At 74.1% G+C, this 12,578-nt stretch carries 14 protein-coding genes; 5 read left to right on the top strand and 9 right to left on the bottom strand.

The genetic code is table 11. The features are described from left to right. The first annotated feature begins 75 nt into the window (after window positions 1-75). Window positions 76-1,494: a PepSY-associated TM helix domain-containing protein gene (locus ACIQGV_RS15540; protein ID WP_402494807.1), complete on the top strand. Its 1,419-nt coding sequence runs from the start codon at window positions 76-78 to the stop codon at window positions 1,492-1,494. A 110-nt stretch (window positions 1,495-1,604) separates the two neighbouring features. Here ACIQGV_RS15540 and ACIQGV_RS15535 read toward each other — a convergent pair whose 3' ends face one another. Both ACIQGV_RS15535 and ACIQGV_RS15530 read right to left on the bottom strand, forming a co-directional pair. Continuing rightward, window positions 1,605-2,072, bottom strand: a complete 468-nt coding sequence (locus tag ACIQGV_RS15535) for a MarR family transcriptional regulator (RefSeq protein WP_402494805.1) — start codon at window positions 2,070-2,072, stop codon at window positions 1,605-1,607. Beyond that, entirely contained in the window at window positions 2,069-2,551 is a 483-nt protein-coding gene (locus tag ACIQGV_RS15530) for a MarR family winged helix-turn-helix transcriptional regulator (RefSeq protein ID WP_402494804.1), read from the bottom strand. Before ACIQGV_RS15530 ends, ACIQGV_RS15535 begins: the two co-directional genes overlap by 4 nt. Window positions 2,552-2,664: 113 nt before the next feature. Here ACIQGV_RS15530 and ACIQGV_RS15525 point away from each other — a divergent pair, with 113 nt between their 5' ends. Beyond that, complete coding sequence (locus tag ACIQGV_RS15525; RefSeq protein ID WP_402494803.1) at window positions 2,665-3,630, top strand: pirin family protein; 966 nt, start codon at window positions 2,665-2,667, stop codon at window positions 3,628-3,630. A 43-nt stretch (window positions 3,631-3,673) separates the two neighbouring features. Here the strand turns inward: ACIQGV_RS15525 and ppk2 are convergent, their stop codons facing one another. From ppk2 to ACIQGV_RS15505, 4 genes are all read right to left on the bottom strand, one after another. Next, entirely contained in the window at window positions 3,674-4,477 is an 804-nt protein-coding gene (gene ppk2 / locus ACIQGV_RS15520) for a polyphosphate kinase 2 (RefSeq protein ID WP_402494802.1), read from the bottom strand. Window positions 4,478-4,619: 142 nt separating this feature from the next. Then, the gene (locus tag ACIQGV_RS15515; protein ID WP_402494800.1) at window positions 4,620-5,936 is read right to left on the bottom strand and encodes a phosphoribosyltransferase family protein; all 1,317 of its coding nucleotides are present in this window, start codon (window positions 5,934-5,936) and stop codon (window positions 4,620-4,622) included. Between the two features lie 23 nt (window positions 5,937-5,959). Continuing rightward, window positions 5,960-6,544 (bottom strand): hypothetical protein, encoded by a 585-nt coding sequence (locus tag ACIQGV_RS15510; RefSeq protein ID WP_402494798.1) that lies wholly within the window; start codon window positions 6,542-6,544, stop codon window positions 5,960-5,962. A gap of 107 nt (window positions 6,545-6,651) precedes the next feature. Continuing rightward, on the bottom strand, window positions 6,652-6,918 hold the full coding sequence (locus ACIQGV_RS15505) for a DUF1876 domain-containing protein (RefSeq protein WP_402494797.1): 267 nt from the start codon (window positions 6,916-6,918) through the stop codon (window positions 6,652-6,654). 173 nt (window positions 6,919-7,091) lie between these two features. On the opposite strand from ACIQGV_RS15505, the gene ACIQGV_RS15500 reads away from it, so the two are divergent. From ACIQGV_RS15500 to ACIQGV_RS15490, 3 genes are all read left to right on the top strand, one after another. Next, window positions 7,092-7,808, top strand: coding sequence for a transcriptional regulator (locus ACIQGV_RS15500; protein ID WP_402494796.1), 717 nt, complete (start codon window positions 7,092-7,094; stop codon window positions 7,806-7,808). After that, window positions 7,805-8,791 (top strand): pyridoxal-phosphate dependent enzyme, encoded by a 987-nt coding sequence (locus ACIQGV_RS15495; protein WP_402494795.1) that lies wholly within the window; start codon window positions 7,805-7,807, stop codon window positions 8,789-8,791. The genes ACIQGV_RS15500 and ACIQGV_RS15495 overlap by 4 nt, the downstream gene beginning before the upstream one ends. A 144-nt stretch (window positions 8,792-8,935) precedes the next feature. Beyond that, complete coding sequence (locus tag ACIQGV_RS15490; RefSeq protein WP_402494793.1) at window positions 8,936-9,301, top strand: cupin domain-containing protein; 366 nt, start codon at window positions 8,936-8,938, stop codon at window positions 9,299-9,301. Between the two features lie 64 nt (window positions 9,302-9,365). Here the strand turns inward: ACIQGV_RS15490 and ACIQGV_RS15485 are convergent, their stop codons facing one another. From ACIQGV_RS15485 to ACIQGV_RS15475, 3 genes are all read right to left on the bottom strand, one after another. Further along, the gene (locus ACIQGV_RS15485; protein ID WP_402494791.1) at window positions 9,366-10,724 is read right to left on the bottom strand and encodes a VWA domain-containing protein; all 1,359 of its coding nucleotides are present in this window, start codon (window positions 10,722-10,724) and stop codon (window positions 9,366-9,368) included. Then, entirely contained in the window at window positions 10,721-11,578 is an 858-nt protein-coding gene (locus ACIQGV_RS15480; RefSeq protein ID WP_402494790.1) for an AAA family ATPase, read from the bottom strand. Before ACIQGV_RS15480 ends, ACIQGV_RS15485 begins: the two co-directional genes overlap by 4 nt. A gap of 102 nt (window positions 11,579-11,680) precedes the next feature. Next, entirely contained in the window at window positions 11,681-12,352 is a 672-nt protein-coding gene (locus tag ACIQGV_RS15475) for a VOC family protein (protein ID WP_402494788.1), read from the bottom strand. Window positions 12,353-12,578: the final 226 nt, after the last annotated feature.

Here is a 12,578-nt window from a genome sequence, read left to right as displayed (position 1 = left end):
GCTGCCGGTCGCTCCCGACTACTGGACCGCAACGGCTGACACCCACCGTTTTCCAGCCACCGGAGAGACCCACCGATGACCACCGCTCCCTCGCCCGAGACGGACGAGGCTCCCCAGACCGCGACCCCGGCCGGCCGGCCGGGCGCCCTCAGACCCCTGCGTGCTCTCGTGCTGCGTCTGCACTTCTACGCCGGCCTGCTCGTCGCCCCCTTCCTGCTCGTCGCCGCCACCACCGGTTTCCTGTACGCCGGCTCGTTCCAGGCCGAGAAGATCCTGTACGCCGACGAGATGACCGTCCCCGTCGGCGACACGAAGCTGCCCGTCTCCCAGCAGGTCGCCGCCGCCCGCAAGGCGCACCCCGACGGCGACGTCACCGCCGTACGGCCCTCCGCGCAGGACGACGCCGCCACACGCGTGATGCTCTCCGGTGTCCCGGGCGTGGCCGAGGACCGCTCCCTCGCCGTGTTCGTCGACCCCTACACCGGCGAGGTGCGCGGGTCTCTGGAGCAGTACGGGGGCAGCGGCGCACTGCCGCTGCGGACCTGGATCGACGAGTTCCACCGCGATCTGCGTCTCGGGGAGAGCGGCCGTCTCTACAGCGAACTCGCCGCGAGCTGGCTGTGGGTGATCGCGGGCGGCGGACTGGTGCTGTGGTTCGCGCGGGCGCGCGCCCGGCGCAAGGTGCGCGGCACCAGCGGCCGTCGGCGCACGCTCGGCCTGCACGGCACCATCGGCGTGTGGGCCGCGGTCGGCTTCTTCTTCCTCTCCGCGACCGGCCTGACCTGGTCCACGTACGCCGGCGCGAACATCGACGAACTGCGCACCGCCCTCGGCCACTCCACCCCCTCGGTGACGGCCACCGTCGGCGGCGACCACGCCCAGCACGCCGGAGCGGGAGGCTCCGGCGGTGACGCGGCCGCGGACGGGGTCGGCATCGACAAGGTCCTGGCCGCGGCGCGTGCGGAGGGGCTCGGCGACCCGGTGGAGATCGTCCGGCCGGCCGACGCCTCCTCGGCGTACGTCGTCAAGCAGATCGAACGCACCTTCCCCGGGAAGGGGGACTCGGTCGCCGTCGACCCGGCCACCGGCGAGGTCGTCGACGTGCTGCGGCTCGACGAGTACCCGCTGCTGGCGAAGCTGACCCGGTGGGGCATCGACTTCCACACCGGCACCCTGTTCGGGCTCGCGAACCAGATCCTGCTGATGGCGCTCGCGCTCGCGCTGATCGTGCTCGTCGTGCTGGGCTACCGCATGTGGTGGCAGCGCGGGCGCGGCAGCGCGTTCGGGCGGCCGATCCCGCGCGGTGCGTGGGCCGAGGTCCCGCCCCAGGTCTTCGTCCCGATGCTGGCCGCCGTCACCGTCCTCGGCTACTTCGTCCCGCTCTTCGGCATTCCGCTCGCGGCCTTCGTCGCCGTCGACGTGCTCCTGGGCGAGATCGCCCACCGGCGGGGCCGGCGCCGGTACGGCAGAGGGGTGACGGCGGACGCCGAGTAGCGCGACCGGGGACCGCCCGTGCGCGAGACGGGCGGGGAACGCCCGAAGGGCCCGGCATCCGGGGGGATGCCGGGCCCTTCGGGCGTCCGGGCGGAGGTGCCGCCGCCCGGTCAGTGCCCGTCCGCGGCCTCCAGCGCGGCCAGTTCGGCGTCGGCGCGCTCCCTGATGCGGGCCAGGGCGCGGCCGGCCGCGGCGAGGTCCTCCTCGGGGATCCCGTCGTAGATCCGGGCCGAGATCGGCGCGGTCTCGGCGGTCGTGGCGGTGTGGAGCGCGCGGCCGGCGTCCGTGATCAGCAGGCCGTCCCCCTCCGGCGCGACCAGGCCCCGGTCGGCCAGCTCGCCGACGGTCGCACGGATCTCCGCGGCCGGGACCTTCAGCGACGCCGTGGCCTGCGCCACGACGGCGTCGTGGCCGACGGGCCCCTCGGCGACCGCGAACAGCCGCAGTGTCACCGACTGCCGGAACGTGATGCCGTGCCGGGCGAGGACGCGTTCGAGGACGGCGCGGCTCGCGTAGTGGGCGAGGGCGATGGCGCGGGGGTCGAGAGCGGGGACGGACGTGGCTGCGGTGGTGGTCATGACTGCTCCTGCCTGTTCTCGTGGGATGGATCAAGCGGTGCGTCGAGCAGGGTCGCGAGGTCGCGGGCGAACTCCCGGGTGCGCTCGCCGTCGAGCCCGCCCAGCGGTGCCAGCAGCCGCTCCAGCAGGGCGTGGACGACCTCGACGGCCTGCAGGGTCGTCGCGCGGCCCTGCTCCGTGAGCGAGAGCCGGACCGCGCGGGGGTCCCGGGGGTCCCGCTCCCGCCGGACGAGCCCGGCGCTCTCCAGGGAGCGCGCCAGCTTGGACACGTACAGCGGTTCGAGCCCGGTGCGGTCGGCGAGCTGCCGCTGGCTGGGCCGTTCACCCGTGCGGGCCATGCCGTGCAGCGAGGCGACGACGGAGTACTGGGCGTGGGTGAGCCCCAGCGGGGCCACCGCGCGGTCGACGGCCGTGCGCCATTTCATGGACAGCCGCCACACCAGGAAGCCGGGCGTCGCGCCCTCGGAACCGTTGCTCATGATGAATACAGTACATGGCTACTATGTACATGGCTACTATTTCTTCGGGGAACCCCACGATCGCCCGGTCGCCGCACTGACGGGAGGGTGCCCGCGGGTCTAGGTTGTCCGTCATGAGCAATCTCGACCGCGAGGCGGTTCCCGCCGTGTGCGGCGGCCGCGGATTCGTGGTGGCGGAGCCCGTACGCGAACTTCTCAGCCCGCGCAGCGTCCGGCTCGGCGAGTCGACCGAGGTCCGCCGGCTGCTGCCGAACCTGGGCCGCCGCATGGTCGGCGCCTGGTGCTTCGTCGACCACTACGGACCGGACGACATCGCCGACGAGCCCGGCATGCAGGTGCCCCCGCATCCGCACATGGGTCTGCAGACCGTCAGCTGGCTGCACGAGGGCGAGGTGCTGCACCGCGACTCGACCGGCAGCCGGCAGCTCATCCGCCCGCGCGAACTGGGCCTGATGACCTCCGGCCGGGCGATCAGCCACTCCGAGGAGAGCCCCCGGTCCCACGCCCGCCTGCTGCACGGGGCCCAGCTGTGGGTCGCCCTGCCCGACAGCCACCGGCACACCGACCCGCACTTCGAGCACCACGGCGACCTGCCGGTCGTCACGGCGCCCGGCCTGAGGGCCACCCTGATCCTCGGCGGCCTCGACGGCGCCGCGTCGCCCGGCACGACGTACACCCCGATCGTCGGGGCCGACCTCGCCCTGACCCGCGGGGCCGACGTACGTGTCCCCCTCGAACCGGACTTCGAGTACGCCGTACTGTCGATGTCGGGCGAGGCCCATGTCGACGGCGTCCCCGTCCTGCCCGGCTCCATGCTCTACCTCGGCTGCGGCCGCACCGCACTCCCGTTGCGCGCGGAGTCGGACGCCGGTCTCATGCTCCTGGGCGGCGAGCCGTTCGAGGAGGAACTGATCATGTTCTGGAACTGGATCGGCCGGACCCAGGAGGAGATCGTCCAGGCGCGGCGGGACTGGGCGCAGGGCACCCGGTTCGGCGAGGTGAAGGGCTACGACGGCGACCCGCTGCCGGCCCCCGCCCTGCCGGCGACACCGCTGAAGCCGCGGGGAAGGGTGCGGTGACCACCCGGGCGGGGTGACCGCGGGAGCCCGGTCCGGGCCCGGTTCACAGGGTCGACGCGTGGTCCGGGACGTAGGTCTGCAGGTCGCGCGGGGGGCGCTCGTAGCCGGTGGACGGCGGGCGCTCCGGCAGCTCCAGGACCGGTGGCGGGATCTCCTTGTAGGGCACCGTGTCCAGCAGGTGCGCGATCATGTTGAGCCGGGCGCGGCGCTTGTCGTCGCTCTCCACGATGTACCACGGGGACTCGGCGACGTCGGTGTGGACCAGCATCTCGTCCTTGGCCCGGGAGTACGCCTCCCAGCGGGTGATCGACTCCAGGTCCATCGGGGACAGCTTCCACTGCCGCAGCGGATCCTCCAGGCGGCGCCGGAAGCGGTCCTGCTGCTCGGCGTCGCTCACCGAGAACCAGTACTTGCGCAGCAGGATGCCGTCCTCCACGAGCATCCGCTCGAAGATCGGGCACTGGTGGAGGAAGCGCCGGTACTCGTCCTGGGTGCAGAAGTCCATCACGTGCTCGACCCCGGCCCGGTTGTACCAGGACCGGTCGAACAGCACGATCTCCCCGGCGGCCGGCAGATGCTCGATGTAGCGCTGGAAGTACCACTGGGTGCGCTGGCGCTCGGTCGGCCTGGGCAGTGCCGCGATCCGGGCGAAGCGGGGGTTGAGGTGCTCGGTGACCCGTTTGATGGTGCCGCCCTTGCCCGCCGCGTCCCGGCCCTCGAAGACCACGACCAGCCGCGCGCCCTCCGCCCGCACCCACTCCTGCAGCTTCACCAACTCGGTCTGCAGGCGCAGCAGTTCGTCCTCGTACGTCTTGCGGGACAGCTTCGCCGTCTTCTTGTCGCTCATGTGGCCGCTCCACTGCCGGTCGAACACCAGGACGCCACCGTACTTTCCCGCTCCCCGCCCCGCACGCGGACATCCCGGCTTCACCCGGACTTTGGGACAACGTTCCTTTCCGGGCGTCGACTTCGGGCCGCTCCCGCCCTCGTCAGACCGGACCGGAGTGCTCCGCCGAGGTGTCCGGGAGGGCGAGGTGCGAGGTGAACCAGTCGCGGGCCAGCGAGGCGACCGTGGCGAGCGCTCCGGGCTCGGTGAACAGATGCGTGGCCCCGGGCACCACGGCCAGCCGGTGCTCGCAGTGCAGCCGCTCCGCGACGAGCCGGTTCAGGCTGAGCACCTGGGTGTCCGATCCGCCGACCACCAGCAGGGTCGGTGCCCGCACCCGTGACAGCACGGGGGCGGAGGCGAGGTCGGGACGGCCGCCCCGGGACACGATCGCGAGGATGCCGTCGTCGTCCGCGGCGGCCTCCAGACAGGCGGCCGCCCCGGTGCTGGCCCCGAAGTAGGAGACGGGAAGCCCGGTCTCGCGGCGCAGCCAGCCGGCTGCGGCCCGCAGCCGCCGGGCCAGCAGCACCGTGTCGAAGACGTTGCCGCGGTCGTCCTCCTCGTCCTCGGTGAGCAGGTCCAGCAGCAGGGTGCCCAGGCCCGCGCGGCCCAGCTCGGCGGCGACGTACCGGTTGCGCGGGCTGTGCCGGCTGCTGCCGCTGCCGTGCGCGAACGCCACCACGGCCGGGGCGTCACGGGGGAGCGCGAACCGGGCGGCGAGCCGCGCCCCGTCCGCGGGCACCTCCAGTTCCGGGTCCTCGGGCACGTCCGCGGCCGCCGGTGCCGCGGCGGCCGCGTGTGCCAGCAGGGACGTGACCTCGCTGTCGGAGGTCTGGCCGAAGTCGCGGTACCAGGCGCCGACCGAGCCGAACGCGCCGGGCGTCTCCAGGCACACGACCTCGTCGGCGACGTCGCGAAGCCGTGTCAGCGTGCGGCCGGGTGCGACCGGGACGGCCAGCACGATCCGGGCGGCGCCCTGCCCCCGCACCACCCGGCAGGCGGCCAGCGCCGTGGCGCCGGTGGCCAGGCCGTCGTCCACCACCACGGCCGTCCGCCCGCGCAGTCCGGCCGGCGGGCGTCCGGCCCGGTAGACCCCCACCCTCCGCTCCAGCTCGGCGCGTTCGGCCTCCTCGACCGCCGCCTGCTCGGCGGAGTCCACCCCGGTCGTCACCAGGATGTCGTCGTTGAGGACACGCACGCCGTGCTCGCCGATCGCGCCGAAGGCGAGCTCGGGCTGCCAGGGCACCCCGAGCTTGCGCACCACGAGCACGTCGAGCGGCGCCTCCAGCGCGCGGGCCACCTGGTAGGCGACCGGGACACCGCCGCGGGGCAGGCCCAGCACCACCGTGTCCGCGCCGCGCAGGCCGCTCAGCGCGTCCGCCAGGCGGCGTCCGGCGTCCACGCGGTCGTCGAAGCGCATACGGCCACCTCCTCGCGGTGCCGTCAGCCCGTCTTGTGACCGCCCCAGCGCGGGCCGACCAGCTCCCACTCGCGGCCCCAGCGGTCCAGACACCGCTTCTCCAGGCGCCACCGTGCGACGGCTCCCACGCCCACGGCCGCACCGGCGAAGGCGACGGCCGCGGCCGTGCCGAGCAGGCCCGCCTCCACGGCGGCCTCGGCCCCGGTCGGCGGCCGGGTGGCGAGGGACCCCTGTGCGTCCTGCCAGACCACGACCCGGGCCCCCGGCCTGGTCCCGCCGTCCACGAGGGCGACGCCGGTGCGGGCCCTCCCGTCCGGCGCGGTCCACCGGACCTTGGCCCTGACCTCGTCGGACACGGTCCCCGCGCGCGGGGCGTCGGAGGGCACGTCCTGCACGACGACGGCCTGCACCGGCCTGCGCTCGGCGCGCTGCTCGGCGAACGTGGCGCCGGCGGCGAGTGCCGTCACGGCTCCGGCCACGGCCCCGCCGACGAGGGTGAGCAGCCACACGGCCAGCAGGACCCAGCCCTCGACGACGTCGTGACGCCGCCGGAGCGGGTTCGCCCGCCATCGCCAGAACCATGGCCTGGAGTGCCTGTTGCCGCGCATCCGTTCGCACCTCCCTCCCAGGGTCACACCCCGGGCCCGTGACGGCGACTCCACGGGCCCGCGGGCCGGGCCGGGTGCCCGGGGCCCGGCCCGCCACGGCGGGCGTCTCAGGTGGTCACAGGCCCCGCCAGCTCGACGATGTCGTCCGCGGCCACGTCGTGCAGCCGGACGGCGAGATCCTCCAGGGCCCGGCTGGCGGCGAGTTCGTCGCCGATCTCCGGCACGGGCCGGTCCATGGGGTTGCGCCGGGCCGTGCCCCGGCCGGTGACGCTGTCGCTCTCGTCGGCGTCGCTCGTGGCCAGGACGGCACGGGCCCGGGTGTCGTCGCCGTCCTCGGTGATGTAGATCTGCACGGTCCACTGCTTGTCTTCCATGGCGATCACTCCCGTACGGCCCCTTTTGTCCTTCCTGTACAGCCTGCGCTCCCGGGGCATTCCGGTCCAGATCCCTCTTCCGGGGCCTTGTGCGTCCGGCGCCCCTTCCGTCTAGACTGCTGGTACAGCGATTGGACTGCCAGTCCAGGACGGTTCGGTGAAGGGAGCGACCCATGGAGGCCGATCAGGCCCTCGACCGCGAGCGGGACGCGATCGTCGGCGCGCTCACCCCGCTCGTCGACGGCATCGTGGCGACCTTCGGCCCCGTCTGCGAGGCGGTGCTGCACGACTACCGCCGGCCGGAGAGATCCGTGGTGGCGGTCGCCGGTTCGGTGACGGGCCGCACGGCCGGCGGCGCGATGAGCGAGATCGGCATGCGCGTCCTCGCCCGCGGCGACCAGGCGGAGGACGAGCTCAACTACCGCACACGCACGGCCGACGGCACGCTGGTCAAGTCGTCCACGATGGTGCTGCGCGACTCCTCCGGCGCGGTCTTCGGCGCCCTGTGCCTCAACCTGGACACGGACGCGCTCTCCCGGGCCCACACCCTGCTCGGCGCGCTGGCCGGCCTCGGCGCCGAGCCCGCGGCGAACGTGCCCGTCACCACCTTCGGCCACGACATCGACTCGGTCGTCGACGCCATCGTCGACGCCCACCAGCTGCACGCGCACCACCACTGGGCCGGCCTGGACCGCGCCGCCCGCCTGGAGCTGTTCCGCAGCCTCGACGAACACGGCGTCTTCGCCGTCCGCAGGGCGATCGAACAGGTCGCCGTCCGTCTCGGCATCTCCCGCGCCTCCGCCTACACCTATCTGTCCCGGTCCAGAGCCAGGGGCCGGACCGACACCGACACCGACACCGACCCCGCTCCGAAGGGAGCCCGCCCGTGACGACCACCGCCCCTCCGGTCACCCTGGAGGACATCCGGGCCGCCGCCGCGCGCCTCGACGGCGTCGCCCACCGCACCCCCGTGCTGCGTTCACGCACCCTCGACGCCCTGGCCGGCCGCGAGGTGTTCCTCAAGTGCGAGAACTTCCAGCGCGTGGGCGCCTTCAAGTTCCGCGGCGCCTACAACGCCGCCTCCCGTCTCGCCCCCGGGCAGCTGGCCCGGGGCATCGCCGCCTACTCCTCCGGCAACCACGCCCAGGCCGTCGCCCTCGCCGCCCGCGAGCTGGGCACCACCGCGGTGATCGTCATGCCCGAGGACGCGCCCCGCTCCAAGCGCGAGGCGACCGAGGGCTACGGCGCCGAGGTCGTCACCTACGACCGCTACACCGGCGACCGGGTCGCCCTCGCCGAGGCCCTCGCGGCGGAACGGGGGCTGGCGCTGATCCCGCCGTACGAGCATCCGCACATCATCGCGGGGCAGGGCACCGCCGCGCTGGAGCTGATCGAGGAGACGGGGGAGCTGGACACCCTGGTGGTCCCCGTCGGCGGCGGCGGCCTGATCGCCGGCAGCGCCACCGCGGCCAAGGGGCTGCACCCCGGGACCCGGATCGTCGGGGTGGAGCCCGAGAGCGGGGACGACACCAAGCGGTCCCTGGAGGCGGGCCGGCGCGTCAGCATCCCGGTGCCGCGCACCATCGCCGACGGACAGGCCCTGCACACCCCCGGCGAGCTGACGTTCTCCGTCAACCGGCGGCTGGTCGACGAGATCGTCCTGGTCGGCGACGACGAGATCCGGGCCGCGATGCGGTTCGCCTTCGAACGGCTGAAGATCGTGCTGGAGCCCAGCGGCGCCACCCCGCTGGCCGCGCTGCTGGCCGGCCGGGTCGGCGGCGCCGGCCGCTCCTCGCGCCGGACCGGGCTGATCCTGTCCGGGGGCAACATCGACGCCGACCGGTTCGGGCGGCTGTGCACCGGGGGCGAATGACCGTTTCCCGAATGGCGGCGGCCGGTTCGGCGGGCGGACGATGAGAGGGAGGGGCCCGGTCCTCACCGGAGTCGTTCCCGGCCCGGGAGCGGCAGACGGGGACCGGACCCGGCCGTCGGGAGACGGCCGGAGAGGAGGAGCGTCATGCTGGAAGTGAAGACGCTCGACAAGCCGGACGAACGGCGCGACTTTCCCCGCGGCCACCTCGAAGCGGTCCATCTGACCGGCCTCGACTTCGCCGTGGGCACCTTCGAGCCGGGCTGGCGCTGGTCGGAGTCCGTGGGCCCGATCGCGGGCACCGAGAGCTGCGAGGTCCATCACAACGGCTACGTCGTCCAGGGGCGGATGCACATCCGCATGGACGACGGCGGCGAGAGCGAACTGGGCCCCGGCGACATCTTCGTCTGCCCGCCCGGGCACGACGCCTGGGTCGTCGGCGACGAGCAGGTCGTGGTGTACGACTTCGCCGGATCCATGGCCAGGGACTACGCGAAGGCGAAGGACAGCTGATCCGCCGGCCGACGGAAGGCCGCGGGGTGCCGGTGCCTCTCGGCCCGGCACCCCGCGCCGCCGTTCACACCGGCAGCAGCCGGCCGACGATCTCGCCCAGCTGCCGGGCGTTGCGGCACTCGTGCATCTCCACCAGCTCCGCGTACTGCGGAGCGACCGAGTCGCCCGTGCCCCACTGCGGGCGCGGCTCCGGGTTCAGCCAGTACACGCGGCGGGCCCGGCCGGCGATCCGCCCGAGCGCGGGCAGATCGGGATCGGTCATGTTGGTACGGGCGTCGCCCAGCACGAACACGGTCGTGCGGGGTCCGACCGCGTCGCCGTGGCGCTCCGCGAACTCGCCCAGCGCCATCCCGTAGTCGCTGCTGCCGTGCCATCCGGTGAGCCTGGCCTCGGCGCTGATGCGCGCGCCGAGACCCTCGGGGTCGGCACGGCCGTGCACCAGCAGACCGGTCACCTCGTCGACCCGGTTGACGAAGGCGAACACCCGCACCTTGCTGAACTGGTCGTGCAACGCCTGCACCAGCAGCATCGTGAAGTCGGAGAAGCCGGACACCGAGCCCGACACGTCGCACAGCAGCACCAGCTCGGGGCGGGCCGGCCGACGTCTGCGCAGCACCGGACGCATCGGCACCCCGCCGGTCGACAGCGAGCCGCGCAGCGTCCGCCGCAGATCGATGCTGCCCCGCGCGGCCCGGCGGCGGCGCGCGGCCAGCCGGGTGGCCAGCTTGCGCGCCAACGGGTGCACGGTACGGCGCAGTTCGGCGAGCCGGTCCTTCCCGGCGTACAGGAAGTCGACCCGGTCGGGGGTCGGGGCGACGGCCCGCCGGGCGATCTCCTCCCGGCCGCGGCGCTCGGCGACCCGGCGCCGGGCCTCCGAGGCGGCCAGCCGGCGGAACTCCTCGATGCGCCGGCGGATCTCGTCCTCCAGCAGCCGGTCGGCGAACCCCGTCCGCGCGCCGCTCGCCCGTACGTCGTCGCGGACCCGGGCGAACAGGGTCTGCGGGCGGATCCGGTCCATCGCCTGGTACGACGACCAGCCGTCCGAGCCGGAGGAGCCGCCGTACCCGCCGAAACCGTCGACGGCCTCCACCGCGAGACGGGCGAGGGCCGCCCGGTCGTCGTCGGCGAGCGCCCTCGCGAGCCTCTCGCGCAGCTCGTCGCGGTCCGCGCGGGACTCCTCGGGCCCGCCGACCGCGCGCGGGAAGTAGAGGTCGAAGACGGGGTCGAAGACCTGCCGCTGGGCGGGGTGGTGCAGCAACGTCGCCGCCAGGCCCTCGCGCAGCAGCTCGCGGTCGGCGAAGCCCAGCTCGGCCGCCGCCCGCGCGGCGTCCACGCTCTCGCCGGTGCCGATCCGCAGACCGTGCGCGCGCAGGGCCGCGACCAGGCCGGTCAGCCTGGCCGTGACGTCCGCCGGGGCCGTCACACGGCGTCCAGGTCGAGCTTGGCGGCCGCCCTCAGGACGTCGTCCTGGTGCTTGAGGACGACGCCGAGGGTGTCGCGCACGACCGTCTCGTCCAGGGTGTCCGCGCCCAGCGCGAGCAGGGTGCGGGCCCAGTCGATGGTCTCGGCGACCGACGGGACCTTCCTCAGGTCCATGGCGCGCAGCGCGCCCGCGACCCGCACCACGGACGCCGCCAGGGACTCGTCCAGCTCGGGCACCTTCAGCCGGACGATCCGCCGCTCCAGTTCCTCGTCGGGGAAGCCGATGTGCAGGAACAGACAGCGGCGGCGCAGCGCCTCCGACAGCTCACGGCTGGCGTTGGAGGTGAGCACGACGAACGGGCGGCGGGTCGCGGTGACCGTGCCCAGCTCCGGGACGGTGACCTGGAAGTCGCTGAGGACCTCCAGGAGCAGGCCCTCCACCTCGACGTCGGCCTTGTCCGTCTCGTCGATCAGCAGCACCTTGGGGTCGTCGCCGCGGATGGCGGTCAGCAGCGGACGGGGGAGCAGGAACTCCTCGCTGAAGATGTCGGTGCGGGCCTCGTCCCAGGTCTCGTCGCGGCCCGCGCTGATGCGCAGCAGCTGCTTGGCGTGGTTCCACTCGTACAGCGCACGGGACTCGTCCACGCCCTCGTAGCACTGGAGCCGTACCAGACGGGCGCCCGCGACCGCCGCCACGGCCTTGGCCAGCTCGGTCTTGCCGACCCCCGCGGGGCCCTCCACCAGCAGCGGCTTGCCCAGCCGGTCGGCGAGGAAGACCGTGGTGGCCACGGAGGGGGAGGCGAGGTAGCCCGTCTCGGCGAGACGGGCGCTGACGTCGTCGACGGAAGTGAACAACCGGGCCTCCGGCAGTCGGAAGAGAACGGACCAGCCTATCTAAGCGCTTGTTCAGTCCGCTGTCACGGTCTCGCCGACGCCGTGCGGGAGCCCTCGCCCCGCCTATGCGCGGTCCAGCGCCGTGCACACACAGACCCTGTTGCCGTCCGGGTCGGCGAGCACCGTGTACGAGGGGGCGTTCGAGGCGTCCACGACGGTGCCGCCCGCGGCGACGGCCGCCGCGATCCGGGCGTCGGCCGCCTCGGGCGCCAGCCACAGGTCGATGTGCCAGCGCTGGCGAGGCGTCTCGTGCGGGTCGGTGGACTGGAACCACACGTTGGGCACACGGTCCGTGGGGTCCAGGACCGTGTCGTCCACCAGGCGGCCGGGCTCGCCGGTGAGCAGCGCGGACCAGAACGGCGCCAGCGCGGACCGGTCGGCGGCGTCGAGCCCCAGCTCCACCTGCGCCACCTCGCCCGGCACGGCGGTGAGCCCGTGCTTGCGGGCGATCTCGCTGACCGCGGCGGCGAGTTCCAGGTCCGCCGCGGTCACCCCGCGCTCCCCGGTGGCACCGTCCACCGTGCACAGCGCCACGTCCACGCCGCCACGCCCCCAGCGGATCTCCGGCTCGCGCCCGGCCTCGCCCGCCGCCTTCGCGACGGCGGCCACGAACACGGCCGCCGTCACCCGGTCGGCGACCCGGAAACGCGTGGCGATCGGCTGGGCCAGCTTGCGCCAGTCACCGAGGCGGGCGTCGAGCGCCCGCAGGACGTCACGATTGCTGAGTGTCTCCATGGAAGGCATCGTCCCAGCGGCCGTGCCCGGCGCGGCGGAGCACCGCCGTGTTGCGCCGCCCCCTCTCCGTACGACCGGGGCGCCCGGCCCAGGACCCGCTCCGCACCGGTGACCGCCCCGCGTTCCCGGTCGCCCCGTCACCACCGTCATGTCCAACTTCCCCGGGAGGAAAGGCGATTGACGGAGCCTTCGGGAAGCCGGCGGCTCCCCGTGGCGCCTGGGGCGA

Origin of the sequence: Streptomyces sp. NPDC093094 (genome assembly GCF_044754345.1) — a bacterium.
Lineage (GTDB): Bacteria > Actinomycetota > Actinomycetes > Streptomycetales > Streptomycetaceae > Streptomyces.
This window is presented reverse-complemented; position numbering and strand designations above follow the sequence as displayed.